Annotated in this window: 38 protein-coding genes, 1 tRNA gene and 1 pseudogene; 19 read left to right on the top strand and 21 right to left on the bottom strand. The window is 59.7% G+C overall.

The genetic code is table 11. From position 1 onward, the window contains the following. Positions 1-116: 116 nt before the first annotated feature. Complete coding sequence (locus FYB92_RS04445) at positions 117-440, bottom strand: HNH endonuclease (RefSeq protein ID WP_332828258.1); 324 nt, start codon at positions 438-440, stop codon at positions 117-119. Continuing rightward, positions 440-1,033 (bottom strand): hypothetical protein, encoded by a 594-nt coding sequence (locus tag FYB92_RS04440; protein ID WP_332828257.1) that lies wholly within the window; start codon positions 1,031-1,033, stop codon positions 440-442. Before FYB92_RS04440 ends, FYB92_RS04445 begins: the two co-directional genes overlap by 1 nt. A 77-nt stretch (positions 1,034-1,110) precedes the next feature. On the opposite strand from FYB92_RS04440, the gene FYB92_RS04435 reads away from it, so the two are divergent. Then, the gene (locus FYB92_RS04435) at positions 1,111-1,734 is read left to right on the top strand and encodes a hypothetical protein (RefSeq protein ID WP_332828256.1); all 624 of its coding nucleotides are present in this window, start codon (positions 1,111-1,113) and stop codon (positions 1,732-1,734) included. A gap of 33 nt (positions 1,735-1,767) precedes the next feature. Here FYB92_RS04435 and FYB92_RS04430 read toward each other — a convergent pair whose 3' ends face one another. From FYB92_RS04430 to FYB92_RS04370, 13 genes are all read right to left on the bottom strand, one after another. After that, positions 1,768-2,376, bottom strand: a complete 609-nt coding sequence (locus tag FYB92_RS04430; protein WP_332828255.1) for a DUF3164 family protein — start codon at positions 2,374-2,376, stop codon at positions 1,768-1,770. After that, complete coding sequence (locus tag FYB92_RS04425; RefSeq protein ID WP_110095746.1) at positions 2,373-2,552, bottom strand: hypothetical protein; 180 nt, start codon at positions 2,550-2,552, stop codon at positions 2,373-2,375. Before FYB92_RS04425 ends, FYB92_RS04430 begins: the two co-directional genes overlap by 4 nt. Before the next feature lie 44 nt (positions 2,553-2,596). Next, complete coding sequence (locus FYB92_RS04420; RefSeq protein WP_332828254.1) at positions 2,597-3,472, bottom strand: tyrosine-type recombinase/integrase; 876 nt, start codon at positions 3,470-3,472, stop codon at positions 2,597-2,599. A gap of 161 nt (positions 3,473-3,633) precedes the next feature. Further along, positions 3,634-4,038 carry a hypothetical protein gene (locus FYB92_RS04415; RefSeq protein ID WP_332828253.1) on the bottom strand — a complete coding sequence of 135 codons (405 nt, stop codon included), beginning with the start codon at positions 4,036-4,038 and terminating at the stop codon, positions 3,634-3,636. A 113-nt stretch (positions 4,039-4,151) separates the two neighbouring features. Next, positions 4,152-4,706, bottom strand: coding sequence for a hypothetical protein (locus tag FYB92_RS04410; protein ID WP_332828252.1), 555 nt, complete (start codon positions 4,704-4,706; stop codon positions 4,152-4,154). A 175-nt stretch (positions 4,707-4,881) separates the two neighbouring features. After that, the gene (locus tag FYB92_RS04405; protein WP_332828251.1) at positions 4,882-5,106 is read right to left on the bottom strand and encodes a hypothetical protein; all 225 of its coding nucleotides are present in this window, start codon (positions 5,104-5,106) and stop codon (positions 4,882-4,884) included. Continuing rightward, on the bottom strand, positions 5,106-5,744 hold the full coding sequence (locus tag FYB92_RS04400) for a hypothetical protein (RefSeq protein ID WP_332828250.1): 639 nt from the start codon (positions 5,742-5,744) through the stop codon (positions 5,106-5,108). The genes FYB92_RS04405 and FYB92_RS04400 overlap by 1 nt, the downstream gene beginning before the upstream one ends. Then, positions 5,741-5,944: a hypothetical protein gene (locus tag FYB92_RS04395; RefSeq protein WP_332828249.1), complete on the bottom strand. Its 204-nt coding sequence runs from the start codon at positions 5,942-5,944 to the stop codon at positions 5,741-5,743. Before FYB92_RS04395 ends, FYB92_RS04400 begins: the two co-directional genes overlap by 4 nt. Further along, positions 5,941-7,152, bottom strand: coding sequence for a hypothetical protein (locus FYB92_RS04390; protein ID WP_332828248.1), 1,212 nt, complete (start codon positions 7,150-7,152; stop codon positions 5,941-5,943). Before FYB92_RS04390 ends, FYB92_RS04395 begins: the two co-directional genes overlap by 4 nt. Further along, positions 7,149-7,418 carry a hypothetical protein gene (locus FYB92_RS04385; RefSeq protein ID WP_332828247.1) on the bottom strand — a complete coding sequence of 90 codons (270 nt, stop codon included), beginning with the start codon at positions 7,416-7,418 and terminating at the stop codon, positions 7,149-7,151. Before FYB92_RS04385 ends, FYB92_RS04390 begins: the two co-directional genes overlap by 4 nt. After that, positions 7,403-7,690, bottom strand: a complete 288-nt coding sequence (locus tag FYB92_RS04380; RefSeq protein WP_332828246.1) for a hypothetical protein — start codon at positions 7,688-7,690, stop codon at positions 7,403-7,405. The genes FYB92_RS04385 and FYB92_RS04380 overlap by 16 nt, the downstream gene beginning before the upstream one ends. A 142-nt stretch (positions 7,691-7,832) precedes the next feature. Then, positions 7,833-8,039 (bottom strand): hypothetical protein, encoded by a 207-nt coding sequence (locus FYB92_RS04375; protein WP_332828245.1) that lies wholly within the window; start codon positions 8,037-8,039, stop codon positions 7,833-7,835. Continuing rightward, on the bottom strand, positions 8,039-8,620 hold the full coding sequence (locus tag FYB92_RS04370) for a hypothetical protein (protein WP_332828244.1): 582 nt from the start codon (positions 8,618-8,620) through the stop codon (positions 8,039-8,041). Before FYB92_RS04370 ends, FYB92_RS04375 begins: the two co-directional genes overlap by 1 nt. Before the next feature lie 184 nt (positions 8,621-8,804). Between FYB92_RS04370 and FYB92_RS04365 the strand changes: the two genes are divergently transcribed. Then, positions 8,805-9,014 carry a hypothetical protein gene (locus tag FYB92_RS04365; protein WP_332828243.1) on the top strand — a complete coding sequence of 70 codons (210 nt, stop codon included), beginning with the start codon at positions 8,805-8,807 and terminating at the stop codon, positions 9,012-9,014. On the opposite strand, the gene FYB92_RS04360 is transcribed toward FYB92_RS04365, so the two are convergent. The 3 genes from FYB92_RS04360 to FYB92_RS04350 are packed head-to-tail and all read right to left on the bottom strand — an operon-like array spanning position 9,011 to position 10,801. After that, on the bottom strand, positions 9,011-9,991 hold the full coding sequence (locus FYB92_RS04360; protein WP_332828242.1) for a hypothetical protein: 981 nt from the start codon (positions 9,989-9,991) through the stop codon (positions 9,011-9,013). The two genes, FYB92_RS04365 and FYB92_RS04360, sit on opposite strands and share 4 nt — an antisense overlap. Further along, positions 9,988-10,191 (bottom strand): hypothetical protein, encoded by a 204-nt coding sequence (locus FYB92_RS04355; protein ID WP_332828241.1) that lies wholly within the window; start codon positions 10,189-10,191, stop codon positions 9,988-9,990. Before FYB92_RS04355 ends, FYB92_RS04360 begins: the two co-directional genes overlap by 4 nt. A 25-nt stretch (positions 10,192-10,216) precedes the next feature. Next, entirely contained in the window at positions 10,217-10,801 is a 585-nt protein-coding gene (locus tag FYB92_RS04350; RefSeq protein WP_332828240.1) for a hypothetical protein, read from the bottom strand. Between the two features lie 33 nt (positions 10,802-10,834). On the opposite strand from FYB92_RS04350, the gene FYB92_RS04345 reads away from it, so the two are divergent. The 14 genes and pseudogenes from FYB92_RS04345 to FYB92_RS04285 all read left to right on the top strand — a co-directional run bounded on the left by FYB92_RS04345 (position 10,835) and on the right by FYB92_RS04285 (position 17,917). Then, a complete protein-coding gene (locus FYB92_RS04345; protein ID WP_332828239.1) occupies positions 10,835-11,281 on the top strand; it encodes a hypothetical protein in 447 nt (148 codons plus the stop codon). Between the two features lie 345 nt (positions 11,282-11,626). Beyond that, complete coding sequence (locus FYB92_RS04340) at positions 11,627-12,007, top strand: helix-turn-helix domain-containing protein (RefSeq protein ID WP_332828238.1); 381 nt, start codon at positions 11,627-11,629, stop codon at positions 12,005-12,007. Positions 12,008-12,099: 92 nt separating this feature from the next. Beyond that, positions 12,100-12,387: a hypothetical protein gene (locus tag FYB92_RS04335; protein WP_332828237.1), complete on the top strand. Its 288-nt coding sequence runs from the start codon at positions 12,100-12,102 to the stop codon at positions 12,385-12,387. Then, positions 12,384-12,893, top strand: coding sequence for a hypothetical protein (locus tag FYB92_RS04330; protein ID WP_332828236.1), 510 nt, complete (start codon positions 12,384-12,386; stop codon positions 12,891-12,893). The genes FYB92_RS04335 and FYB92_RS04330 overlap by 4 nt, the downstream gene beginning before the upstream one ends. Continuing rightward, entirely contained in the window at positions 12,890-13,177 is a 288-nt protein-coding gene (locus FYB92_RS04325) for a hypothetical protein (protein ID WP_332828235.1), read from the top strand. The genes FYB92_RS04330 and FYB92_RS04325 overlap by 4 nt, the downstream gene beginning before the upstream one ends. Then, on the top strand, positions 13,174-13,728 hold the full coding sequence (locus tag FYB92_RS04320; RefSeq protein WP_332828234.1) for a hypothetical protein: 555 nt from the start codon (positions 13,174-13,176) through the stop codon (positions 13,726-13,728). The genes FYB92_RS04325 and FYB92_RS04320 overlap by 4 nt, the downstream gene beginning before the upstream one ends. Continuing rightward, the gene (locus FYB92_RS04315; protein ID WP_332828233.1) at positions 13,725-13,862 is read left to right on the top strand and encodes a hypothetical protein; all 138 of its coding nucleotides are present in this window, start codon (positions 13,725-13,727) and stop codon (positions 13,860-13,862) included. Before FYB92_RS04320 ends, FYB92_RS04315 begins: the two co-directional genes overlap by 4 nt. Further along, entirely contained in the window at positions 13,859-14,128 is a 270-nt protein-coding gene (locus tag FYB92_RS04310; protein ID WP_332828232.1) for a hypothetical protein, read from the top strand. Before FYB92_RS04315 ends, FYB92_RS04310 begins: the two co-directional genes overlap by 4 nt. A gap of 141 nt (positions 14,129-14,269) precedes the next feature. Continuing rightward, positions 14,270-14,671, top strand: a complete 402-nt coding sequence (locus tag FYB92_RS04305; protein ID WP_332828231.1) for a hypothetical protein — start codon at positions 14,270-14,272, stop codon at positions 14,669-14,671. Beyond that, positions 14,668-15,552 carry a hypothetical protein gene (locus FYB92_RS04300; protein WP_332828230.1) on the top strand — a complete coding sequence of 295 codons (885 nt, stop codon included), beginning with the start codon at positions 14,668-14,670 and terminating at the stop codon, positions 15,550-15,552. Before FYB92_RS04305 ends, FYB92_RS04300 begins: the two co-directional genes overlap by 4 nt. Beyond that, the gene (locus tag FYB92_RS04295) at positions 15,549-16,232 is read left to right on the top strand and encodes a DUF2786 domain-containing protein (protein ID WP_332828229.1); all 684 of its coding nucleotides are present in this window, start codon (positions 15,549-15,551) and stop codon (positions 16,230-16,232) included. The genes FYB92_RS04300 and FYB92_RS04295 overlap by 4 nt, the downstream gene beginning before the upstream one ends. Continuing rightward, on the top strand, positions 16,229-16,669 hold the full coding sequence (locus FYB92_RS04290) for a hypothetical protein (RefSeq protein WP_332828228.1): 441 nt from the start codon (positions 16,229-16,231) through the stop codon (positions 16,667-16,669). The genes FYB92_RS04295 and FYB92_RS04290 overlap by 4 nt, the downstream gene beginning before the upstream one ends. After that, a pseudogene (locus tag FYB92_RS15460) lies at positions 16,662-16,817 on the top strand (helix-turn-helix domain-containing protein); the annotation flags it as partial. The gene FYB92_RS04290 and the pseudogene FYB92_RS15460, both read left to right, overlap by 8 nt. A 17-nt stretch (positions 16,818-16,834) precedes the next feature. Then, on the top strand, positions 16,835-17,917 hold the full coding sequence (locus FYB92_RS04285; protein ID WP_332828227.1) for a site-specific integrase: 1,083 nt from the start codon (positions 16,835-16,837) through the stop codon (positions 17,915-17,917). Positions 17,918-17,925: 8 nt separating this feature from the next. On the opposite strand, the gene FYB92_RS04280 is transcribed toward FYB92_RS04285, so the two are convergent. The 3 genes from FYB92_RS04280 to FYB92_RS04270 form a co-directional block, all read right to left on the bottom strand. After that, a tRNA-Thr gene (locus FYB92_RS04280) sits at positions 17,926-18,000 on the bottom strand. Between the two features lie 99 nt (positions 18,001-18,099). Continuing rightward, positions 18,100-18,513 carry an RNA polymerase-binding protein DksA gene (gene dksA / locus FYB92_RS04275; RefSeq protein ID WP_003621930.1) on the bottom strand — a complete coding sequence of 138 codons (414 nt, stop codon included), beginning with the start codon at positions 18,511-18,513 and terminating at the stop codon, positions 18,100-18,102. A 133-nt stretch (positions 18,514-18,646) separates the two neighbouring features. Beyond that, positions 18,647-20,395, bottom strand: a complete 1,749-nt coding sequence (locus FYB92_RS04270) for an efflux transporter outer membrane subunit (RefSeq protein ID WP_062810010.1) — start codon at positions 20,393-20,395, stop codon at positions 18,647-18,649. Between the two features lie 97 nt (positions 20,396-20,492). On the opposite strand from FYB92_RS04270, the gene FYB92_RS04265 reads away from it, so the two are divergent. The 3 genes from FYB92_RS04265 (at position 20,493) to FYB92_RS04255 (ending at position 23,612) form a co-directional block, all read left to right on the top strand. Beyond that, positions 20,493-21,287 carry a TetR/AcrR family transcriptional regulator gene (locus FYB92_RS04265; RefSeq protein ID WP_332828226.1) on the top strand — a complete coding sequence of 265 codons (795 nt, stop codon included), beginning with the start codon at positions 20,493-20,495 and terminating at the stop codon, positions 21,285-21,287. Between the two features lie 274 nt (positions 21,288-21,561). Beyond that, positions 21,562-22,782: a Tm-1-like ATP-binding domain-containing protein gene (locus FYB92_RS04260; protein WP_040512865.1), complete on the top strand. Its 1,221-nt coding sequence runs from the start codon at positions 21,562-21,564 to the stop codon at positions 22,780-22,782. Then, the gene (locus FYB92_RS04255; protein WP_062809457.1) at positions 22,782-23,612 is read left to right on the top strand and encodes a phosphoenolpyruvate hydrolase family protein; all 831 of its coding nucleotides are present in this window, start codon (positions 22,782-22,784) and stop codon (positions 23,610-23,612) included. The genes FYB92_RS04260 and FYB92_RS04255 overlap by 1 nt, the downstream gene beginning before the upstream one ends. The last annotated feature ends 46 nt before the right edge of the window (positions 23,613-23,658 follow it).

Below are 23,658 nucleotides of genomic sequence, written 5' to 3'. Positions count from 1 at the left end.
TTTTCTCTTTCATTTTGGCAATGCGTAAAAAAGGTTAGGTAGCGGTCCACATCAAAAGGAGGGTCGTTTTAGACCCCCCTATGGGGGGATCGTCGTGCATGCGCCGATTTCCGCCGTCATCCGGCGGGAGATCCCCGCTGGTCGCGCGCCGTGCGTGCGCTGTGGCAGGGTTTGCACAGCGGGCGCAGGTTCGACCAGTCGAGACGCAGGTCGGGACGTTCCTTGATGGTGAGGATATGGTCGACCTCGTTCGCCGGTGTCAGCCGTCCCTGCTCATAGCAGAACAGGCACAGCGGATGCGCGGCGAGGAAGGACCGGCGGCATTTCTGCCACCGGCGATCATAGCCCCTGGACGCTGCCGACCCACGCCACTGGTCGTACTGCTGCCGGGGCTGGATCGACGCCCCGGCAATTCTGTGACGTGGTGGCGCTGACGGCATCAGAAATCGCAGCCACCGCTATCGAACCCACCGCCACCGCAGTCAAAGCCACCGCCGGTATCGCCGCCGCCGCTGTAACTGAACCCGCCGGAACCCGCATCGTTTCCGCTTCCGGCGAACGGATCCGGTGCGGGGGCGGGTGCAGGCTCGCTGACCGTGCGCTCGATCACCGTGTCATGTCCGCGGTCGGAACCCATCACCGATCCGGCGATGCCGCCCAGCAGCGCACCTTCCAGAAAGCCATTGTCGCTGCCGCGCGATGCTCCGGCATTGACGATGACCGGCGCAGGGGCAAGTGCCGGGACCGCTGCGCTGTCATACGCATCCGACGCCGGACGCGGAGACATGGTCGGACGCGGGGAAACGGCACCGCCCGTGCCAGAAACCGGCACCGACGGACGCGACGCTACGTTCGCGGTGACCCGGCGTGCGACCTGCTCATCTTGCAGGCGCCGGATCCGCTCCATCCGTTCCTCGTGTTCCTGCTGGATCTGCAGGTTACAGAGAAGGGCCTGCCGCTTCGACCAGGACAGCCAGATGAATGGGGCAATGATGATGGTGATGAACAGCAGGCACACGAACATAAAGCTCATGCTGATATGTATATGGTGCGTAGGGTGCATTAACGATATACTTTATTGTATAGAAATAATTAGAAGGGTGATATAAAATGAAACGTTATGAAAATAATATTACTATATTTATTTTGTTGACTATATTATTATTTATATTTGTTTTTGTTGTGCCACTTTGTGTTGTTACATTTGTATATCCAAGATCAATAGATTTTAATAACAGGCTTTGGATTTATGGATCATCTGGGACTTGGGCAACTGTTATACTCGCGGCCGCTTCAATATTTTTTGCGTGGAAGGCCTCTGTAAAGAATAATCAGATAGCACAAGATGGTCATTTTTTAGGAATTGTTACAAGTATAGCCAAGAATGCTAATGATATTATATTTTCCATTTCTCCATTAATCTCAACGGGAGCGTCATCAATTCCCGGTGAGAGAGCAAAGTGGCTTTTGTCTTCTGCAGTAACAACTCTGATAAAAGGTCGAGAACTAATGAATAAAATATTTGAAAATGAAATTAGTTCGGAAAAATATATGACATATATTTCTATTTATTTGTCAGAAGAAGCAAAATCTGAATTTAAAAATAAGAAATTATTGAATAATTTTAAATTAATGGACACGGTTATAAATAAAGGACCTTTATCACCTGCTCAGGAAGAGTGGTATAAAACGTTAGAGAATCAATATGATGATGTGAGTTCAGGTTTGCACTAATAGAAGGTATAACCACTCTATAGTAACGCTTGGTCAGGCCCTCGCGATATCCAGCGGAACCTGCCGGAAATCATTTTCCGGCAGGTTCCGCTCATGGAAGCGGATGTATGCCTTGGTCGCATCAATGCGGATGCTGTCGGAGATGGCCTGCATCGCCCGCTGCCATTCCTCATCCTCGATATTGAGGCGACGCAGCCCCAAAATCTTGTCGGTGCGGATCTTACCTTCCTTGCCGACCTCGAACGCATCCGTGACAATGACCTTGAGGTTCGCATCAGCGCCCTCGGACCAGCGCTCCAAGCAGCTATCGATCAGCGACTTGGCGGCCTGCAGTTCCGGGCCAAACGAAATGGAATCACCCATTGCGATGGTGATCCGCTTTCGACCATCGAAGCTGGTGAGGGTGATGTTGCCCTTCTGCCCGCCATACGTGGTTCCGTACTGTTCGGTGATGAGTGCCAGTGCGGTATGGATCAGTTCGAAGGTCTCATCACGAAATCCCTTCAGGCCCACGCGCATGGTGCGGGCTTTATCAAACCGCTCCTCCACCAGGTCATTTACCATCAACTCCTGTGGCTTGACCTTGTCACGCGGCACCAGACGGCCGGCGGAATCCTGCATGTAGCCTTCGGGCACCATCATGCAGCCTCCCGCTGTGCCGCGCGCATGTTCGCCGCGCATTCCTGCGCGCGACCCGCCGCCCAGATCTTCACGCCAGGGCGGCGGTCGCGCTGGGTAATGCGACGATAATGCGCGGCAGCGCGTTCCCACACGGTGACGTCCGTGGCGGGTTTCCGGGGCCTGTGGCTCGGCTTCATGGGACTTCCTTGTTTCACGGGTGAGGGGACCTGCGCGCCGTGCGCTACGGGTCCAGATATTTGCCAGCGCCGTCACCCTCGCGGACGTGGCTGTATCGTGTCGTGGTGGCGAGCGAGGCATGTCCCAGCGTGGCCTGGACAACATGGGGCGGTGCGCCCCGGTCCTGCGCGTGAGATGCGCAGGCATGTCGCAGCCAGTGTGCCGATACGGAAGGGGACAGCCCCGCTCGCTTCGCGGCCCTCTTCACGATGCGGTCACCCGCTTTGGCATGAAGAGGGCCGCCATCGTGGCCGGGGACCACCGGCCCATCAGGCCGGTTATCAACACGCAGCGCCACGAGCTCTTTCCACAGCTTGGCAGGCACCAGGACCGAACGGGTCTTGCCCCCCTTGCCGTGGACAGTGGCAATGCCGCCCTGCTGGCGACGGGTCATGCTCCGCCACGTGAGGCCACACGCCTCACGAAGACGGAGCCCCATGACATACAGGACACGCAGGAACGCCCGCTTGCGGGGATCATCTTCCCCGTCGATCATGCGGGCGACGTCCTCCTGCGTCAGGATGCGCTCATGCAGCGTGTCGCGCCCACGCTCCATGCGGAAAGCCGCGCCCACGTCAGAGGGCAGCATCCCCAGCCGTGCGCCAAACGACAGCAGCGATTTGACTGCAGCCAACTTCCGCCGACGCGTGGCGTCCGCGCATTCCAGGCTGTCGAACCACAGTTGCAGGTCCGCCAGCACGACCCCATCCAGCATCTTGCCGGTGAAGGCGAGGAAGGCGCGGGCATCCCGCCCATAGGCATCGCGGGTGTTGTCACTCCGATTGTGGAGCCATGACCGGATGAGCATTTCATCCGCCGAGATATTGCGGGCAGATGGGGGCATCGTGGCGGGCGATCGGGCACGATCTCCACTAACCATTTGAAACGCCTAGATTATTGACCCAAAAACGACCGTCGAAAAACGGGGCATAACTACAGTTATGAGACGGATTTCCGGGGCCTGTAGGAGTTATGTCCTGCCCTACTGCTGCAAGGCCGTCACATAAGACCGGGTTATGGCCCCGGCTTTCACCGCTGCCGTCACCCCAGCGAAGGCGCACCAACACGACGTCCGCGACTGCCCATCATCGGGCCGAACGCCAGCGTCGAACGGACGAGTCCGGCGGGCAGGCGTTCGGTCTGGCGTGCCTCGGCCTCGCGCCGCATTGCAGCCATGACCGCGCGCATCGTCTGCATGCACACCTGCCCAACACGTTTCTGCTGATTGGCGTCAGCCCACGCCCACTGACCACAATGAATGATCGCACCGCGCAGGGAGATCATAGCCTCCCACGCGATCGGCATGACATCTGCCCTGTGAAGACACGCTGCCCCCCAGACTACGGGCACGATCAGGACGCGCGTTTCCGTCACGGTCACGACGATGCCACGCGCATTTCCACGCGCGACAACGTCGCCGCGCGTCAGCATCGGCGATGGTTTCATCAGATGACTCGATTGTGGGAATGCCCGTCCGGGCATAAAAAAAGCGTGGCGTCCATTCTCTGGACCCACGCATAACGATAGTTTGCCATATTTGTCTTAAATTGGTGGGCACGTCAACCCTTCCATAATGGCCCCGGCATCTCGTCGTAATGTTCCTCCAGTTGCTCCAGCAGGAAACACAGCACGCCAGAGGTGCTGCGCCGGTCCTGTTTCAGTCTGGCCACCATATCCATCAACGACAGCCCATCGATCATCAGCAGTACCAGAAGCTGCTCACCGCGCGCCCCAATGCGCTGGCGGATATAGTCGCGGCGCGCGGCAGACCCCATGCGCCCGATCATGGCGTCATGAATATCGCCCCGTTTTGCACCGCGCTCCATTTCCGGGTCGCTGCCGCCCAAGACGCCGATCTCGTAATCGACTGCCCACATCTGGGCATAGCTGACCTGACCGTCGGTGATTTTCCCGGAACGGCGCAGGCCATACAGGCCCGCGCACGTGCGCAGCACCTCGGTCGATGGACCGTTCGGTTTGAGTTTGACAGACACATCCACCAGATCGCCATGGGCCAGGCGTTCGGGCGAGGTGACGGCACCGCGATCGCGCGGCGCTGGACGAGAATGTGCGGACTGACGGGTCCGACGGCCGGAAAGCGCTGCGACTGACACGCGTGGCCTTTCAGTTTGGTATATCCCAACATGTCCGTGCCTTTGCAATGCCACCCAGTCGGTGGAAGGCGGGAGAACAGCGGCCGGGAATTGGGAAACAGTATAGACCCGTTTTTCAGTCAAAACAGCCTACAACGCGCTGAAAATCGCGGGTTTTCGATAAAAAAACCGGAAATCACAGCGGGATTTTATGCTCGGTCAGGCGTGCACCCTGCGCAGCAAACCTGCCGCGCCGATCCCGACGTTCCGACATTTTCAACGCGTCGTCGCGCTGCACTCGCATCATGGCAAGCGCCAACTGCATGGCCGCCAGTTCGCGCCCCAGATCCCGGTTTTCCCGCCGCAGCTTCGCAACCTCCTCGTGATCCGGTCGAAACAGCCCGAACAACCAATCGAACATCACTGCACCTCCTCTGCGCCGGGAACGGAAATCATCTCACAATCGGGACCACGCCTGCGCCGCTGTCGAGGCGGTCGGCCAATGTCCGGCAGCCAGCCGACAATCGGGGGGCCGCGATATCCATGCTCAAACACGAACCAGGCGTAATCAACCGCGCCACTTTTTCCCGGCACGACGCGGTCTCCGGGCGGCATGTTCATGCGTACGCTCGACACCCACAGCCGCGCGAAACAGGTCTGGGGCCACCACACGCGGCGCTTCTGTCCCGCCAGAAACCCCAGCCGCAGCAGGACGCACACACGATCCCATGTGTGCAGCAGCGCGTCCTCGATAAACTCCTGCGCCTGGTTGTAGGGGGGATTGGACACGACGCTGTCGGGGCGGAGCTGGCGCAGGCTGTCGCGGAAATCCATCGTCGCGATGTCCGGCCTGCGCGGTCGCAGGTCGGTCCCGATGGGGATGACGTCCTCAACGCCCGCCAGTTGCGTCGGCACGTTCCCCGCGCCACAGCACGGATCCAGCACCCGGCCGCGCAGGGGGCGCACCGTTGCCTCAGCCGCGATCAGGGCATCCACGGCCCAGGGCGGCTCAACGTACCAGTCATCGGCCACTCTGTCGTAGCCGGAATGCGCGTTCACGACGCCAGCGCCCGGCGCAGTTCCGCGCGCAGGTTTTTCAGGCCGCGTGGATCGCCAGTCTGGGCAGATCCGAAAACCGGCTGTCGCGCCGATGGATGACAGAACCGCAGGGTGTTGTGTCCGGTGATCATGTAGGTGTAGCCCAGCGCCTCGGCATACAGGATGATTTCCCGCGCCCCTTTGCGAAACCGCTGTTTCATGCCGCCTGCTCCACCGGGCGATAGGCCGCCAGATACGCGTCCAGTTTCAGATCCGCTGTTGGACGTCCCAGCCGCGCCGCTTCCTCGGCCCAGCGCCGACGCGCCTGCCCGTAATCGCGGTTTTCCTCGAACATCACGGCAAACGCCCTCTGGTCTGCCGCCAGATCGGCGCGGGCCTGCGCCTCCCATGCCGGGATTTCCCGCTGGGGCGCAGGCTCCGGTGCGTTGATGAGGGATTGTTCCCATGCTGCGCGGATCGCCGCCTGGAACGCGCCCATATGCTCCGGTGCGCTGTCCATCGTGGCCCGGTGCGTCTTGACCGCCTCAATCAGCAGGTCAGGCGGGCACCCTTGCGACAGCCACTTGCGGATTGCCGCATACTGGCGGCGTTTCCCGAGTGTGAAGCCCGCGGCCTCGATTACACGTTCGGCCGTGGTGGCGAGGAGCTCGGGCGAAACCGTTACGACCTGCACTGGCTGTTCGGTTTGGGCCGTCGGGTTTTCCGGTTCGTCAGGTGTAGATGTAGTTTTTAGATTAATATCTGAATCTATACCTATATCTAACGGAACCGAAAAACCCGATCCAGAAACCGAAACCCCGGAAACCGAAACCGTTTTCGGTTTTTGGTTTGGGTTTTGGGTTTCGACGGTTTCCGCACCCGGCAGCAACCGCATCAGGGGCATGTGCCGCTGATGCTGGGCGGCTTCGGCCTCCTGCGCACGCCGGATCCGGGCCTGTTCAGCCGTCTCACCCTTGCGCGGCCGGCCGCCTGAACTGCCATTGATCTTGGCCGCCACGCCCCGCAGCGTCGCGTCTGGCGCAATTTCCCCCGCCGCCTGGGCAGCCTCGAGCCGGCGCAGCGCCTCGTCCCGTTCCGCCCGCCGCCGCGCACGGTCCAGCCGCCGCAGTTCACGCGCCAGCAGGTGGGGGCTGTACAGCGCCCCGTCATCGTCACGGGCGGCGAACCCCCATTGTTCAATCACCGGCAGGGTGCGTGCCAGCACGTCGGGCTGCTCACAGATGAACGCGGCCACCTCCTGATCCGACAGCAGATGGCCGCCGCTGCGCAGCACGATCATGCGGTGGGACCGAAGCGTATCGACCAAGGAATGCGCCACGCCGCGCGCCTCGGCAGGCAGCGACCGGATCAGGTTCCACGCAGGCACACCCGCCAGGTCAAACTCGGCAATCGTCGGCAGCAACGTCATGACGGATCCTGCCTCCCCGGTAGCAGTGGGCAGTCCCGGCACTGGTCCACGCATTTGTGTCTCAGGCGCGTGATTTCGTCGCGGGCCTCACGCAGCTGCTGGCGGTCGCCGACGAAACGCAGCACAATGCCCGCCATCCCGTCACGCAGCGCATAGATGCGCACGACAAACAGGCTGATCGATGGCAGGTCGCCCCGGTCATAGCGCAGGCCGAAATTGCGACCGTACTCAATGGCAATACCGCGCGGGATTATTCGTCCGGGCATCGCTTGCCTTCCTCTACCAGGCGGAAAATCTCGTCCCGCAGTTCGTCACATTCAGACATCAGTTTCAGCAGCTCCTCCCCGCGCGGTGCAGCGGTCCCGGCAATCCATTTCTGGACGGTGCGCGGGCTGGCCTCGATACTGCGCGCGAGGGTTTTTGCGCCGTTCCTGACGCGCCCATATTTGCGCTGCAGGACAGCGCAGAGGGTGTCGCGATAGGCTGCGGCGATCAAAAAACGACTCTTTTGGGTACTTTGCGCACGAGCCTTTTCCACGAAAATCCTCCATGATCTCGATTATTCGGAGTCGAGATGAGGAATTTTCTGGAAAGGAGACGGCACAATGAAGCGGCGCATGTTCTATCCATCGTGGGTGACAGACGGGGCATGCGCCGCAAACCAACAGATGGGAACATCATCATGATGCAACTCCATCTTTCTCGGTTTCGTTACGCTCATCCGCACGCGGCTGACGGAAAACACGCACCGCATGCTCACCACACCACACACGACGCACGCACGCGGGCCTGCCGCAGAACGCAGGGCGCGCGTCATGCCGCACGTCCCCGTCGATCCACTGGCAGGTTGCACCCGCAGTCATGGCGGTGGGTGAAGGAATGGACATCAGAAATTCGCAGGCATCGTCCAGTGGAAGGCTGGACCAACACCATGCAAAGGAGGATCGATATGTAGACGGCAGCCCATCGCGTGCAGGGAAATGATCATGAACCGCATCAACCAGATGGTATCTTTCTCAGCGCTATCAATGTGCCGCATTCCGACCGGCGGCGGAACGACGATGACTTTCGTCCTGCCGCCATCGATAGCAGTCAGCTCTACATGGCCGCCTGCGGTGTACAGCACAGTAAGCAGGGGATTGATGGTCTCTACCGATCTTGTAATCAGCGCCCGGTCACTTTCGGACATCGCAGGGAGGTCACTTTCCGCCTGCTCATCGCCGACTGGCGTAGCGGGGGCCGAAGCCGCATCGACCTGTTTGTCATCGCCATCATGGATATGTGCAGGGGTCGCCTCTGTTACTGGCGGCTTGCCGTGCAGGACGTATTCATGAAACCTGTCCGCACGGCTGATGATCGAGCCGGTCAGATCGCGATAGCTGTTGATTTTTCCATAAGGCCCCTCGATTGCCGCCTGCAGGCACCACAGCCTGGTCTTCTGTCCGGCATCCATGAAATCATAGTTCATGATGTTTCTGTTCCTGTAGCAGTGGGGAAACTGGGAAGCGCACCGGCTCGACCGCACAGGCGGGAGCACGCGGTGCATATGTCTGGCCCATGGGCGCGCAGGCACCCTCGCGGGCCGATCGATTGCCCGACCGGCCCGCTTGGCCCACCATGGTTGCTCTCACACAGCCCATGGAGGATTCGCTTTGTCCGACGACGTCAAAATGAGCACGGAAGTCGCCGATCTGATCTTTGTCCTGAACGGCATGATCGAAGCCGCGATGCCGCACCTTTCCAAGGAGGCGCAACTCGATATTGGCGACATGCTGCTCAACCTGAGCACACGCACCAAAGGCACCGACCTGATGAAACACATCGCAGGATCGTTCGGGCATCATTTTCCTACCCGTTCCTAGCCGCACGATTTATCGATTGGGCGTCTTCTGGCCCTGAAGCCTTTGAAGAGCGCATTAGCGATGAAATTTGCTTTCAACTCCTGAAAGACCGAGCGGTCGCCTTCATAAGCAGCAGGTTCAGGGGTGTCGGGAGCAATCTGATGGATTGTCGCCATCACCCTCTTGATCTCCAGATCAAGTTCAGCGCCCTCAGCCGCGCGCTCGGCAATGACAGCAGGCCCATAGTCCACGACATCAGCGCAATCGCGCCGTTTGCGCTGCAGTACCGTGACGATAGCCAGCAAATCGTCAACCAGTTGGTCGGGTGCAGCAGCTGTGTCGCTAAAGCCGGTTGGGCCGCCCAGACCGGATACAGTCTCGCGATGTGCTCCTTGCTGCCCCAGCCCACGCTCCAGCCAGTCCGGCGCAACCAACGTTGGGGAGACCTGACCAGTAACGGTCTCATGGGTGGCAGCACCGGCTTTGCTACCATGCCATTCACCCGGAGAAATCAGGCCGGCGGCCATGCCTGTAACGCCGGGGGATGACATGACGCCATCCCCCGTATCCTCTATCCTGTCGGCTTCCACACCAGAGACAGGAGAGGAATCACGTGAACCAGTATCGCCTGACGGAACTGCGGGGCCATTGGACAGGTCAGCAGGGCTACCGCATTTCGGGCGCGGTGCAGGTTCTGGCAGATCGGGATCATTCTTTTTCAGATCAACACAGCACTGGAATGTTGTCGCTTGTGTCGTCCCAAACGCCAGATCCTGTCGCGGAACTAAAATTCGATTGCCAGCTTCCAGCCCTTCCAGCCACGACGGAAGATGAATGGAATGATTGGGCGACTTCCTACCTTCGATCGTTGTTTCCAGCATCTTGACCAGCGCAACCATCTGCCGCGTGCTGATCAGGAATGTCCGGTCAGTATCGTGGTTGATGGTGTCTTGTTGACCAAATTCGATGCCGATGATGGTGCGATCGTGCTGAATCATGCTGCCCCCCGACCAGTCATGGCCACGCGGGCAATCAGCACCATCGCGAACGCATCGCGGCCCTCGGGCCGCGTATCGAAATACGAGCGGGTCAACCGTTCGGTCCGTTCCGCTGGAGAATTCGCGGACATGTCGCGGCGGATGCTGCGTTCAGCAATCGCCATCTCATTTTGAACTTGAGTAGTGGAATAATCAGACATGGTACGAATTGCCTTTGTGCATGAATCATGCTGCCCCCCGGTGTTCGCGCTGGGGGACTGATGCTGCCATAATCCGGTTGCGGGTCAGTCGTGTCCGCGGCCGACCCGCGTTGATCACCATGACGACAATCACAACCACCATGGAGAACAGGAATGCCCAATGAAGTTGGATCAGGGAGCGAGAATACCCCTGTGCCCGCCGTCTCGCCTTCTCGGACCCACGCAATAACGCTGGAAAAACTGCAGATCGAATGGCTTTCCGATCCCGATAAGAACCCGCCCGTCCGGCCCCATTTTCAGGTGAACTGTTCAGTCTTTTACTGGAAGCTGCAGGATCACAGGTTTCTGATGCACCCTTCGGAAGCACGAATGGAGTTTCAGTTCCGTTTTCAAACCCTTCCAGCCACGACAGAGAAGGAGTGGTTGCGGTGGCTCCTTGCCGAAGTTCCAGCAATGTTCGAACGTAGTGCGTAAGAGCCCGAAACTGGCGCTCGCTCACGGCGTGGGTAAGGGGGGCATCATCATTGATGATACTTCCGTCACCCAATGCGCCCGGCATAGGAAAACCAAGCCCAAGGCAGAAATTATACGGACCAGACAATTCAGTCATGCTGCCCCCGCCCTTTTTGAGAGGAAAATTTGAATGGACCCCGAAATAGCGGAACTGAAAGAGCGCGTTGCCCAACTGGAGATCGATGTAGGCATACGTGGGTCGACGCTGGAGACCCTCGTCAAATGGACTGCGGTGATCGACGACATGCACAAAGACTTGGTGCAAGCCCACATGGAACAGGGCGACCGCGTCCAGCAGCTTACGTTCACGACTTTGCTCTCTGTCATTTCCGCAGCACAGGTCATTTCGACCCAGAACATCTGGAAGAAGCGTAAAATCCGAGCGCAGCTAAAGAAATTCCCAACAAAAGAGCTTGCGCCCACACGGCAGAACGCCGTGTCCACACAGTATTACGAGATGTTTCTTTCGATGCATGCGCTACTGCTAAAAGCCACGCAGTGGCGCGCAATTGATCTGCTTGCCGAAGCGAAGCCACTTCTTTTCGCAGCGCTTGGGCATGCTCCAAGCGCTTTTTGACCAATGTGTCAGTAAGAAGCACTTCGGGCGATGCGGATAATTTGCTCATGCTGCCCCCCGCTGCTCAGGTTGTGGCGTCGGTCCGAACATATCCGGACGCAGATCAGCAGGAGGCCTGCCGACCACAATCGAAACAATTTCCACGCGGCGTTTGGGCACTCGCCGCCATTTTGAGACAGCAGCAGTACTAATGCCGCACGCAGCAGCAACTCTGGTGACAGCGCCTCTACGCTGGAAAATTTCTTCGAGGATACGATCTCGCATGCCTGAATGGTTAGCAATGCTAATGATTGGATGCAAGCAAATTAAGGATGCAGCGTTAAGAGGGCTGGTTAAGCGTTGAGTATGAACGAAAAACCCAAATCCAAACCTAGGCGGCCAGACCCTCGCGCCCTGGCCATTGGGACACGCATACGAACGAAAAGGGAACTTTTGGGGTTCACGACAGACGAACTTGGGGGCATGATTGGTGTAACAGGCAATGCCGTAACCCAATATGAGACTGGGCGGGCAACAGCAAAACCCAAGAGATTCGAGGCTCTTGCAATGGCTTTAGGTACGACCACGACGTGGTTACTGACAGGAAATGAGCCCGATGAACTTGCCCGCGCACAGACTAAAAACGAACTCGAAGCCCTCACCTTGCTACGTGAAGTTCCTATAGACCAGCATTCTATGGTCCTCGCCGCCCTGAAGGGGATAGCTACGTCGTTACAGAAAAAATAGGAGGCAGGTTAGTGTTGCTAACTTTTTTCTTGCCTTGGTTTTCTTAGCAACGCTAATGTTCCTTCATCGCCACCCGCGATGGAGGTTTTTTCGTGTCAATCGCTATTCTCAACTCCAGAGGCTCCGGCGCGCCGCCAGTGCGTCCCGACGCCCTGCAGGCCACCGTCAGCCGCCGACAGGCCGCCGCCCACGCATTGCGCAGCATCCTGCCGCAACAGGCATGCGACGGCATTGTCCTGCTCATGTCCGAACGCCGCGCCATCCGCGTGGCCATGGCCCACCTTGAAAGCATGATGGTCGAGGAGGAGGCGCAGCTCGCCCGCTTCGCCCGGCGCCACGCCGCCAGCCGTCTTCTTCTGACCGGGCGGGGTGTAGCATGATCCCCCAATATCGTGGCGGTCGTCCCAGAAAGGGGGAGACCTGTGAGCAGCACAGGGCTCGCCGTGAAGCCGAGCGTCTTGCTCATGAACGTGAGCAGGTACATGTGCAAGACGAGGAGCAAATTTTAGTCCTGGAAGTCAGGCTCAATAGTTCTATCGTTGATAAATATTTCCGCGCCCCGCTCGACGGCATGCAAAAAATGAGAAAGATCTGCGGAAATATTATGCCATTCAAGTATTTTGGAGATTTTTTCTCTTTTTTTCTCGGTGGAAATCGACAAATCATCAAGGATAAGCGCGCTGTCACAGCGAATCTTTTCCTGAAGAAGAGTCATGGCCGCTTCAAGGTAATAGGTTGGAACCTGTGGAAACGGTCTTCCGGTCGTCATGAGTTTTCCTTCCGCGAGTCTGTTGACACCTCAAGGATGGAAAAGGCGGGGAAGGCTGACAACAGCCTTCCCCATATGCCTGCTGCTCCTGCCATGCGTATGGAAGGTGCGGCATGACCCACGATTTCACACCCGTTTCTCCCGGCGATCTGGTGGAACGCCTGTCGCAGGCAGGTCAGGCAGCCGCGATCAACCTGCATTCCCAGTTCCGTATGTATTTCCTGACGGTCAAGGACTACCGCGCGGCAGGGCAGCACAGCACCGCGCGATCCCACGCCCGGCAGGCCGACGCCCGCATGCGGGATCTGGAAGACCTGATCATCGGCGCGTTCCGCGCCGAAGGCCCGGAGATCGAGGCCCAGAACTGGGCACGCCGCAACGAGGGAAAGGTCCGGACATGACGTGCATTGCAGCGATTGTCATGGACGGCGCGGTGCACATGATGGGTGACAGCGCTGGCGTGGCAGGGTTGGACCTTTCCTTGCGCAAGGACAGCAAGGTGTTTCGCCTCGGTGACGTCGTGATGGGTTTCACCAGTTCGTTCCGCATGGGGCAGCTTCTGCAATACAATCTGTCCGTACCGAAGCATCATCCTGATGTGGGCCTCTTCGCCTATATGGTCACAGCCTTCATCCCGGCGGTTCGGGATTGCCTGAAAAGCGGTGGTTATGCCCGCATAGATAATAATGAGGAGCACGGTGGCTCCTTCCTTGTTGGCATCAAGGGGCGCCTGTTCCGGATTGAATCCGACTTTCAGGTGGGTGAAAGCCATTACCCGTTTGATGCTGTCGGATGTGGCGCACCCTATGCACTCGGCGCGCTTTCTGTCCTCATTGATGACGAGAGCAGGACGCCGGAACAGGCGTTGAGCTTTGCCCTGTTACGCGCTGAGCGGTTCAGCGCGGGCGTGCGCAGGCCCTTTCATTATGAAAAGCTGGAGGCCACGCCATGACCCCGCTATCCGACCAGCAGGTTGAACGCCTGCGTGACTGCCTGCCGACTGCCGAAGAGGTCGCGGCGCATGTGCTGTTTTGTTGCGTGGTGTGGGGATGCCTGGAACTGATCGTTCTGGAGTGCCTGCCATGAAGACAGTCCACATCGACATGCGCCAGAAGGTGCTGGACGCCCACCGCGACGCCATCCGCTACACCCACGCGCCCGCTGTTCCGGCCACCATAGTACGCCGCTTCATGCCCGGCCTGAAACGGCAGAGTCATGTCACGCGGATTCTCAATGACCTGGTGCGCGGCGGCCTGCTGTCCAGTTCCGGGCATCAGGATCAAGGGCAGTTCGTCATGACCTATAGCCTGCCTGACATGCATGCACCGTATCCAGACAATGAAGCCAAATAACAATATGGCTATGCTTAAGAAGGGTCAGTCATGACCGGGAAGAATACCGAAACACCGATGTATCTTGTGCCGGGGCGGCTGACAAAGGCGCAAATTTCAATAGCTAATAGCTCATTATACAACCCAGGCACACTTGCCCCTATGGAAGCTGTAATTGACGCCATCGGCATCCCTATCCAGCCGTGCGCGGATGTGGAAACTGTCTATAGGCTGCCGGTCCTCGAAGCTGACGAAATTAGGCCCGGAGTGTCCTCTCTGGTGTTTAGGCAGGGCGCAGAACTTGTCCGACGCACTGACATGGATGTGCAGATTGCCGCGCGGGATGCAGAGATTACACGGCTGCGCGTGGTCGAGGCTGAAATGCACCTTCTGGAGGAGGTCTGTGCATTTTACGCCAATGACGAAGACCGGTTCATCAAGTCCGATGGCAATGCCGAGCCATATGGGATGATCCCCACCGATGTAGGGATGAAAGCCCGCAGCGCACGCGCCCGGTTCATGGCGCGGGAACAGGCTGCGCAGAATACGGGAGGACAGGCATGAGCTACGACCATGCATCCCGCCTGACAGATCATGTCATGAGCGAAGCGCCGTGCCGGTCCTTCCATTTCAGCCGCCCCAACCGCTCGGCCTATTGGTTCAATCTGATGTGGATACCGGGCAAGCTGATCCTGACCGGTGACGGCTGCGACATGACGTTCACCCACTACCAGGCGTGTTCATCGTTTGATGCGGCCATCAAGTGGGCGTCGGAATCGGAGATGGATTACCTTCTGCGCAAGGCGGATCAGCGGGAAGAATATGACGCGGCCGCCACCCTGCAGACCATCATCCAGTGGGCAAACGTCCCGGTGATCGAGGCTCTGAATGGCGGGGTCGAAGAGAAATACGTCCAGTATGTCGAGGACGGCCGCACGAAATACCGCACTATCCGCACGCCCCGCCGGGATGGTTATCGTCACCTGTGCCAGGAATACCGCCGCGCTGTCGCCGCAGGCACGCAGGACGATTTCTATGAGGATCTGGAAGCGACGGATCCGCGTCATATCACGCGCCGTGAGACTGGCACCGAATATCTGGATATGGCCTGTCCCGTATTCACCGACTTCTATGATTTTGACCCGTGCTGGGAGAACTGGCTGAGTCTCTGGCGGGATACCCTTGGATCTGACTGGGATCCCCGTATTTCGGCCTACCTGCCCGCGATGGTCGCCACGCATGATGGCCGCTGGCGGATCAAGGATGAACTGGAACGTCGCTTGGATGAAACCAGTATCAGGGGCCTCGACTGCCTTTTCAACGGCAGTGTAGAGCACGTCTACAACTGGACCCACGCACAGAAATACCAGTTCGAGGCCGTCCAGTTCGCCTGCCGCAAGATTGTCGAGGCTGGCCTGGTCGATATGACGGTGGAGGTCCCATGAGCCAGAAAGCAGCTATGGAGCGCCTCAAGAAGCTGCTGGCGCTGTCCAGGTCCAGCAACGCGCACGAAGCCGCCGCCGCACTGGCGCGCGCGCAGCAGCTCATGCACGAACACCAGATCACCGAGGATGATCTGGTCCTGTCGAATGTAGGGGATTTTGCGTGCCGCTTCACATGGGGCGCGAAGACCCGACCGACCAGATACCAGACCCGTCTCTGGTCAATGATCAATGCCGTCTTCGGAGTAAGGTCGGTCTTTATGGAGGGCTCTGGCCGGATCAGGTTCTACGGCCTGTCAGACCGTGCCGAAATCGCAGCCTATACGTGCGATGTGCTCAGCCGCCAGTTGCGCCAGGCGCGTGCTGACTTCTTGGCGGCGCAGAACAAACGCATCAAACGCACCACCAAGATCAGCCGGGCCGACAATTTTGCCGAAGGCTGGATCCTTGCCGTGCGCAGCAAGGCGCAGCGCCTTGTCATCTCGCCCGAGGAAGAGCAGCTGCTGCTCCGCTACGAGGACACGGCATTGGGCAAGATGGAGGAAATGACCGGGCGTGCCGCACCACCCTCCCGCCGGTCTGATCAGGCGTTCTGTGATGGCCACAGGGAAGGCCGCAAGGCACAGCTGCACGCCCCCATGACCGGTGAACAGCGGCTGGCTATCGCAGGAGAGAGGGCGTGAGCACCATTCCCAGCGAAGTTGTAGAGGCCGGAGCGCGTGCGCTGTGCGAATCATACAGTGACCCGCTCGGTCCGGACGCGATGGTCGTGCCTCTCAAGGGCGGCGATATGGTGCCCAACTGGCAGAAATACCGCCGTGCTGCCGCCAACGTCCTGATCGCGGCCGCCTATGCGTCCAAGGGGCTGAAACCCCATGATCTGAGCGACCAGAACCATCCCTGCCTGCGGGGCCTCCAGTTTGGCCAGGAGATCTATGACGTCGAGATCTACGGCAATGGAACGGGAGAATATCTAGGCCAGGTGATCGAAAGCGGCAGCCCCTGCAGGATCGTGTTCCGGGGACTTTTGGTCCGGGAAGGGAATGTGAAGCTGATCCGCGCGCGTGGTGTGCAGGCGTGGCTGGAAGAGAAAAAAGAAGGAGACGCAGACCATGGCTGAACTGCCGTCGAAGCGCCTACGGATTGCCGACGTGGCATCTACGTGGGGCTGCTCCCATCAGCATGTGCGTAATTTGATCAAGCGCGGCGAACTGCCGGCGATCCGTATAGGGTCGCTGTTCCGAATTCGCCCCGATGATGTTGTTGCCTACGAAAACCGAGAGAAATGTCAGAAAACCACGTCCCTACTTACAGCCTCGCAGTCCGAAGCGGTTATTTCTACGCACAGTGGTGGGATCCCCAGAAGGGCAAGAGACGTATTTCGCTTGGGACAAAAGATCGGGCAGCAGCACAGCGCGCGTTAGGCCAGTTGATGGCGGGTCTGACATCTCCTGAGCCGCCAGACCGTCCATCAATCGAGAAGATTATGGGGGAATATCTTCACGATCGCCGTTCAAGGGTTGCAAGTATCGCAACTCTTGAACACGCGTCGTCTGCGCTTTGTGAGCATCTGGGTTATCTGCAGCCTGATAACCTGACCACTCAGGTCTGTCGTGCGTACGCTGACAAACGGCGCGAACAGGGAAAGCGGGGGTTACCACAAGGACAGTGGCGCCCGTTAAGCGACGGGACCATCATTCGGGAGCTGGTAACGCTACGAGCAGCCATGCGCTGGGCCGTCAGAGAGAAATGGATCGATAGCGCACCAACGATTGAGGTCCCGCGTGCGCCGCCGCCGCGTGAACGGTGGCTCACGCATCAGGAGGCAAACCGCCTGATAGGCGTCACAGATACTCCGCACGTCCAGTTGTTCATTCTGATGGCGCTGTTTACCGGTGCCAGATCCGGCGCAATTCTTGACCTGCGGTGGGACCAGGTCAATCTGGACCAGCGCATCATCAGTTTTGGCCGAGGCACTGGTAATAAAGGCCGTTCGATTGTTCCCATGGTTCCCCAGTTGCATGAGGCCCTGGCGCAGGCGGCTGAGGGGCGTACCACCGACTGGGTAATCGAGTATCGAGGAGAGCGGATCTACAAGATCAAGACCGCGTTCAATAAGAGGGTTGCGAAGGCGGGTCTGGAAGACGTAACGCCTCACACGTTGCGACATACATGCGCCACATGGATGGTAATGGCAGGCGTGCCGTTTGAAATGGTCGCGAAGTTCTTAGGGAACAGCGTGGAGATGATCGAGCGCGTTTATGGACACCACAGCCCGGACTGGCTGAAAAAAGCCACAGACGCTCTCTCGGTATTCTCTGGTCCACGTGGACCAGACAACCAGAAATGCGAAACAGAAAAAAACTAGGAAATTCATGGTGCTGCTGGACAGGATTGAACTGTCGACCTCTCCCTTACCAAGGGAGTGCTCTACCACTGAGCTACAGCAGCAACGCCGTGGGCGGTTGGTAGCTTTTCCCGCCCTACGTTGCAACCCCTTTCATGGGATTTTGTGCATCTTGTGCCAACGCAGGGTGGGAAAAGGTATCGTCAATCGTCGCGATGGATCTTTTCCATACGTTCGTGACGCTCCTGCGCCTCGATCGACAGGGTGGCGATGGGGCGCGCTTCCAACCGCTTCAGGCCAATCGGCTCGCCTGTTTCCTCGCAATAGCCATAGGTCCCCGCCTCGATCCGCTGCAACGCCTGATTGATCTTGGTAATCAGCTTGCGCGCGCGGTCACGGGTGCGCAGCTCCAGCGCACGGTCGGTTTCCACGCTGGCGCGGTCGGTGATGTCGGCTTCGTGAATGCCGCCTTCAGACAGGCTGGCCAATGTCTCGTCCGCTTCCTTCAGGAGTTCCCCGCGCCACCGCAACAGCTTGTGGCGAAAATATTCCACCTGGAGGGGATTCATGAATTCCTCGGATTCCGAGGGATGATAGTCGGGTGGCAATGTAAGCATATCAACTGGTCCCTGCACCTCGGTTCCGGCATGCGGCCCCCGCGTCGGGACCGGCAGGGCGGAACCGCGCGGCTTATATCAGGCACGGTCAGACCACGCCAAGCATTTCCGCACGATCATGGTCTTTTTGCCGCTATGCCGGTGTGCGGCCCGACGTCGGCGCACCCGGTATTGGGGGGGTGGATGTCGGGGCACCGCCGGGTGTGGAGGAGGCGGCGACGGGCGTTGTCGCAGGAGTGGTCGCAGGGTTAGTCACAGGGGTTTTCGTCGTCGCGCCGTGCTTTGGCGTGGGCAGGGGATATGTCGTCTCCCACCCGCCGCCAAGGGCGTTGTACAACCGCACGAGGTTGGCAGAAATCGCCGCCGTGCTGGTCGTCAGTTCGGATTGTGACGACAGGAGCTGACGTTGCGCGTCAAGCACCGAAAGATAGGTCACAAGCCCCTGCGCATACTGGTCCTGCGCCAGCCGCAGGGAAGCCCGGGTCGCCTCCACCTGTGCCGCGAGGAAGTCATGATGGCGCTGCTCATCCGTATAGGCGGTCAGCGCGTTGTCCACGTCATGCCAGGCCTGTAGCACCGTCTGCTGATAGGCAAGTGCTGCCTCTTTCTGTTCGGACTTGCGCAATTCAAGCTGCCCGCGCAGGCGTCCGCCCTGGAACAGCGGCAGCGTGATCGACGGGCCGACATTCCATGCCTTTGCATTCCAGAACCCCATATCGCGGAATGACAGCGATTCGAAACCGAACCCGGCATTGATCGTCACACGGGGATAAAACTCGGCCACGGCCTCGCCCACCTGTGCGGTGGCGGCGTGCAGGTTGGCTTCGGCGCGACGGATGTCGGGCCTGCGGCGGGCCAGTTCGGACGGCACGCCAATCGGCACGGCAGGCGGGACGGGCGGGATGGCCGACGCCACCAGCAACCTGTCGGACAGCGCGCGCGGCGGTTCCCCCATCAGCATGCTCAGCGCATTGACCTGGGAGGCAAGCTGCTGCTCAAGCTGGGGCATGCGCGCCACCGTCGCCTCAAGCTGGGCGCGGGCACGTTCGACATTCAGGTCGCTGCTCATCCCGTGGGCATAACGCTGCTGGTTCAGGTCCAGCATACGTTGCGCCACATCGCGGTTTTCCATCACGATGCGCAACTGTTCCTGCGTCGCGCGCAGGTCCATGTAATCGCGTGCAACCTCCGCCTGACGCGAAATCAGCATGCCGCGCCGTGCTTCTTGCGTTACCTGCGCCGATGCGGCCGCGGCCTCGTACTGGCGACGCACACGCCCCCACAGGTCCACTTCCCACGTGGCGTCGATACTGTCGCGCCACTGGTTGAACAGCGGGATTTTCGCCTGCCCGGGCGACGGCGCAAGCCCCTGCAGTTCGGGATGTTCCTGTTCGATGTCGGTCACGATCCGCTGCAGCATCTTGGTGCTGTACTGCTGGCGGGCATATGACCCCGAAGCCGACATGGCGGGAAAGCGTTCGGCACCCGCAATCCGCAGTTCCGCGCGGCTTTCAGCCATGCGATAGGCAAAGCGGCGGACATCAAGGTTGTCCGTCGCGACCCGGCGTTCCAGATCCGACAGGATAGGGTCGTGAAAACAGTCCCACCATGCCGGATCGGGCATGTCGGACGTCACCTGGCTGGCGACGGGTTTTTCCCCGGCCTTTGTTTCCGTGTGCATGTTGGTCGGGCCGCCATATTTTTTTGGCGTCCACGGGGTTGGTTTATGGAAATTGGGGCCAACGGCACAGCCTGCCGTCACCACCGACAACCCGACCACGGCGGTGCGCCATGAAAATCCCCTAACCACCAACGCGGCCCCCTGTTTTACATGTCGCCAATACGATAAACCTGTTCGTACGCAACGGTTGCGCGATATCATCTTCGATTGACCGATCAGTTCGGTCAGGTCCATAACCTATCCGCTTTATGCATCGGGTCAATCGAAACTAACGGACAAAAAGGTCAGGACACGTCTGATGGCTGCAACGCCCCCCTTCCCCGGCAAGGACACGGCGCAGGTTCCCCCCACCGCGACCGGCACCTCCCCGGCCAAGCGTGCGCAGATCCTTGAAGGGGCGGCGCGCATCTTTGCCGAACATGGGTATGAAGGTGCCAGCATGTCGTGCATCGCGCGCAACGCGGGCGTGTCGAAGGGGACACTCTATAACTATTTCGACAGCAAGGCCGTCCTGTTCTGCGCCTTTATCGAACAATGCACCCGTGAAAAGCTGCCGCTGATGTTCCGCCGCATCGACGAAGGCGCGAACATGGCGGAATCGCTGGAACATGTGGCCCGCGCGCTGATCCAGTTGATTACGTCGCCACTGTCGCTGATGCTCAACCGCATCATCATATCAGAGGCGGGGAATTTCCCCGAACTGGCCAAGACCTTCTGGACGAACGGCCCGCAAAAAGCCACCAGCATCCTGGCCGCATGGCTGGCGCGCGCACCGCAAAGCAGCCTGCTGGACGTGCCCGACCCGACCTTCGCGGCGGAACAATTCTATGCCCTGTGCCAGACGCATATCGCGGGGCGCGCGCGCATGCAGCTTCCGGTTGATACCAGCCCTGAACATATCGACTTCATCGCACATTCGGCCGTGCGCGTCTTCCTCAACACCTATCAGCGCACCGGCGCGCGCCAGCCGCCGCAGGCCTATACCGGCAAGGCCGCCGCCGAACCCGCCACGGACACTGCCACTGGCATTTCCACTGACACCTCCACAGGCACCTCCACTGAAACCACGACCGGAACCGCCACCCGCCCCTGACCGGGCCAACAGCCACAAGGGCAAGGGCACACGCACAAAGCCACCATCACGCGCGCGCCGTCACGCGCCCGGCATCATGGGGTCACCGTCACGCAACGGCCCCATGAGACAGTGGCCGCGGAACCGCCAGAAAATACACGTCATGGTAGCTTTTGATGACAAACCATTGCCCACCCGCCCATTCACGCAAGCGTGTTCCGATGCGACGCCCACGGGGCTTGCACCCACAGGCCCCGGACGCAGACTCTGCCCCCCGGTGCAGGAAGGGGACAGTATCGTGGGACGCATATACATAATCGGCACATGCGACACCAAGGCCGTGGAACTGCGTTATGTACACGACCTCATCACCGGGCAGGGCGTGCCCGCCGTGATCGTGGATGTCAGCACAGCCCTGCGCGCCCCTGGTCCCGACAGCGCCGATACGATCCCCCCCACCGCCATCGCCGCCGCGCACCCTGATGGGACAGAGGCCGTCTTTACCCGCCGGCGCGGGTCCTCCATCGCCGCGATGGCGACCGCGCTGCGCCATTTCCTGTGTGCGCGCAACGATATCTCCGGCGTGCTGGGAATCGGCGGGTCGGGGGGGACTGCACTGATCGCCCCCGCCCTGCAGGCCCTGCCGCTTGGCCTGCCGAAAATGATGGTGTCCACCGTCGCATCCGGCAATGTCGCCGCGTATGTCGGTGGCTCGGACATCGCCATGGTCTATTCCGTGACGGATATGGAGGGGCTGAACCGCCTGTCGCGCCGCATCCTGGCCAACGCCGCCAACGCAATGGCGGGCATGGCCAGCCATCTGCCCCCGGCACAGCACGACCCCCGCCCGGCGGTCGGCCTGACGATGTTCGGCGTCACCACGCCATGTGTGGAACGTATCGTCAGCAACCTTGACGACACCTTCGACTGCATGGTGTTCCACGCCACCGGCACCGGGGGGCGGGCCATGGAACGCATGGCCGATTCCGGGCAGCTCGCGGGCATCATCGACGTCACGACCACGGAAATCTGCGATTATCTGTCTGGCGGGATATTCCCGTGCGATGGGGACCGGCTGGGTGCCGCAATCCGCACCGGCGTCCCCTATGTCGGCAGTTGCGGTGCGCTGGACATGGTCAATTTCGGCGCGCCTGACACCGTGCCTGCGCATTACCGCAACCGCCGCCTGCTTGAACATAATCCGCAGATCACGTTGATGCGTACGTCCGTCGACGAATGCCAGGCCATTGGGGAATGGATTGGCGACCGGCTGAACCAATGCCGGGGGGAGGTGCGGTTTTTCCTGCCCGAAGGTGGTTTTTCCATGCTGGACCGCATGGGGGAACCATTTTACGACCCACAGGCAGACCAGGCCCTGTTCGAGGCCCTGGAACGCACGGTGGAACAGACGCCCCGCCGCCGGTTGATCCCGCTGCCTTATGGGGTGAATGACGCGGCGTTTGCCGATACACTCGCGGTTACGTTCCGCAGCCTCTTTAACGGAGAAAACACCTGATGCCTTCGATTCCACGCGCAGAAATACTGGCGAAATTCCGCAAGATGATCGCCGACAAACATCCTATCATCGGTGGTGGCGCCGGCACCGGCCTGTCCGCCAAGTGCGAGGCGGCGGGCGGGATCGACCTGATCGTGATCTATAATTCCGGCCGTTACCGCATGGCGGGTCGCGGGTCGCTGGCGGGGGTGCTGGCCTATGGCAATGCGAACCAGATCGTCATGGACATGGCGCGCGAGGTCCTGCCGGTGGTGCCGCACACCCCGGTGCTGGCGGGTGTGTGCGGCACCGACCCGTTTGTCGATTTCGACGTGTTCCTTGATGATGTAAAACGGGTTGGATTTTCCGGCATCCAGAACTTTCCCACCGTGGGGCTGATTGATGGGAATTTCCGCCGCAACCTCGAAGAAACCGGCATGAGCTATGCGCTGGAGGTCGATGTCGTCGCCCGCGCGCACAAAAAGGACCTGCTGACGACCCCCTATGTCTTTGACGCCGAACAGGCGCGCGACATGACAAAGGCCGGGGCCGACGTTCTGGTTGCCCATATGGGCCTGACTTCTGGCGGGGCCATCGGGGCGGGCACGACCATGACGCTGGAACAGTCGATCACCCTGATTAACGAGATTTCAGAGGCCGCGCGTTCCATCCGCCCCGACGTCATGCTGCTGTGTCATGGCGGCCCGATCGCAATGCCCGACGATGCGCAAAAGGTGCTGGACAACTGCCCCGACTGCCACGGTTTTTATGGCGCATCGAGCATGGAGCGCCTGCCGGTGGAGGTCGCATTGACCGAACAGACACGCCGCTTCAAGGCGATGAAACGCTAAACCCGCACCCAGCATAAGAGGCTGCCTGAAACATCAGGATCAATAA

Origin of the sequence: Novacetimonas sp. GS1 (assembly GCF_036686925.1) — a bacterium.
Taxonomy (GTDB): domain Bacteria; phylum Pseudomonadota; class Alphaproteobacteria; order Acetobacterales; family Acetobacteraceae; genus Novacetimonas; species Novacetimonas hansenii.
The sequence above is the reverse complement of the archived record's forward strand: the minus strand, read 5'-3'. Positions and strand labels throughout refer to the sequence as shown.

Coding starts and splice junctions, on each gene's coding strand:
- FYB92_RS04445 (WP_332828258.1), bottom strand. CDS start 440: ATGCCGTCAGCGCCACCACGTCACAGAATTGCCGGGGCGTCGATCCAG.
- FYB92_RS04440 (WP_332828257.1), bottom strand. CDS start 1,033: ATGAGCTTTATGTTCGTGTGCCTGCTGTTCATCACCATCATCATTGCC.
- FYB92_RS04435 (WP_332828256.1), top strand. CDS start 1,111: ATGAAACGTTATGAAAATAATATTACTATATTTATTTTGTTGACTATA.
- FYB92_RS04430 (WP_332828255.1), bottom strand. CDS start 2,376: ATGATGGTGCCCGAAGGCTACATGCAGGATTCCGCCGGCCGTCTGGTG.
- FYB92_RS04425 (WP_110095746.1), bottom strand. CDS start 2,552: ATGAAGCCGAGCCACAGGCCCCGGAAACCCGCCACGGACGTCACCGTG.
- FYB92_RS04420 (WP_332828254.1), bottom strand. CDS start 3,472: ATGGTTAGTGGAGATCGTGCCCGATCGCCCGCCACGATGCCCCCATCT.
- FYB92_RS04415 (WP_332828253.1), bottom strand. CDS start 4,038: ATGAAACCATCGCCGATGCTGACGCGCGGCGACGTTGTCGCGCGTGGA.
- FYB92_RS04405 (WP_332828251.1), bottom strand. CDS start 5,106: ATGTTCGATTGGTTGTTCGGGCTGTTTCGACCGGATCACGAGGAGGTT.
- FYB92_RS04395 (WP_332828249.1), bottom strand. CDS start 5,944: ATGAAACAGCGGTTTCGCAAAGGGGCGCGGGAAATCATCCTGTATGCC.
- FYB92_RS04390 (WP_332828248.1), bottom strand. CDS start 7,152: ATGACGTTGCTGCCGACGATTGCCGAGTTTGACCTGGCGGGTGTGCCT.
- FYB92_RS04385 (WP_332828247.1), bottom strand. CDS start 7,418: ATGCCCGGACGAATAATCCCGCGCGGTATTGCCATTGAGTACGGTCGC.
- FYB92_RS04375 (WP_332828245.1), bottom strand. CDS start 8,039: ATGTCCATTCCTTCACCCACCGCCATGACTGCGGGTGCAACCTGCCAG.
- FYB92_RS04370 (WP_332828244.1), bottom strand. CDS start 8,620: ATGAACTATGATTTCATGGATGCCGGACAGAAGACCAGGCTGTGGTGC.
- FYB92_RS04360 (WP_332828242.1), bottom strand. CDS start 9,991: ATGATTCAGCACGATCGCACCATCATCGGCATCGAATTTGGTCAACAA.
- FYB92_RS04355 (WP_332828241.1), bottom strand. CDS start 10,191: ATGTCTGATTATTCCACTACTCAAGTTCAAAATGAGATGGCGATTGCT.
- FYB92_RS04350 (WP_332828240.1), bottom strand. CDS start 10,801: ATGACTGAATTGTCTGGTCCGTATAATTTCTGCCTTGGGCTTGGTTTT.
- FYB92_RS04345 (WP_332828239.1), top strand. CDS start 10,835: ATGGACCCCGAAATAGCGGAACTGAAAGAGCGCGTTGCCCAACTGGAG.
- FYB92_RS04340 (WP_332828238.1), top strand. CDS start 11,627: ATGAACGAAAAACCCAAATCCAAACCTAGGCGGCCAGACCCTCGCGCC.
- FYB92_RS04330 (WP_332828236.1), top strand. CDS start 12,384: ATGATCCCCCAATATCGTGGCGGTCGTCCCAGAAAGGGGGAGACCTGT.
- FYB92_RS04325 (WP_332828235.1), top strand. CDS start 12,890: ATGACCCACGATTTCACACCCGTTTCTCCCGGCGATCTGGTGGAACGC.
- FYB92_RS04320 (WP_332828234.1), top strand. CDS start 13,174: ATGACGTGCATTGCAGCGATTGTCATGGACGGCGCGGTGCACATGATG.
- FYB92_RS04315 (WP_332828233.1), top strand. CDS start 13,725: ATGACCCCGCTATCCGACCAGCAGGTTGAACGCCTGCGTGACTGCCTG.
- FYB92_RS04310 (WP_332828232.1), top strand. CDS start 13,859: ATGAAGACAGTCCACATCGACATGCGCCAGAAGGTGCTGGACGCCCAC.
- FYB92_RS04305 (WP_332828231.1), top strand. CDS start 14,270: ATGGAAGCTGTAATTGACGCCATCGGCATCCCTATCCAGCCGTGCGCG.
- FYB92_RS04300 (WP_332828230.1), top strand. CDS start 14,668: ATGAGCTACGACCATGCATCCCGCCTGACAGATCATGTCATGAGCGAA.
- FYB92_RS04295 (WP_332828229.1), top strand. CDS start 15,549: ATGAGCCAGAAAGCAGCTATGGAGCGCCTCAAGAAGCTGCTGGCGCTG.
- FYB92_RS04285 (WP_332828227.1), top strand. CDS start 16,835: ATGTCAGAAAACCACGTCCCTACTTACAGCCTCGCAGTCCGAAGCGGT.
- dksA (WP_003621930.1), bottom strand. CDS start 18,513: ATGCTTACATTGCCACCCGACTATCATCCCTCGGAATCCGAGGAATTC.
- FYB92_RS04270 (WP_062810010.1), bottom strand. CDS start 20,395: ATGATATCGCGCAACCGTTGCGTACGAACAGGTTTATCGTATTGGCGA.
- FYB92_RS04265 (WP_332828226.1), top strand. CDS start 20,493: ATGGCTGCAACGCCCCCCTTCCCCGGCAAGGACACGGCGCAGGTTCCC.
- FYB92_RS04255 (WP_062809457.1), top strand. CDS start 22,782: ATGCCTTCGATTCCACGCGCAGAAATACTGGCGAAATTCCGCAAGATG.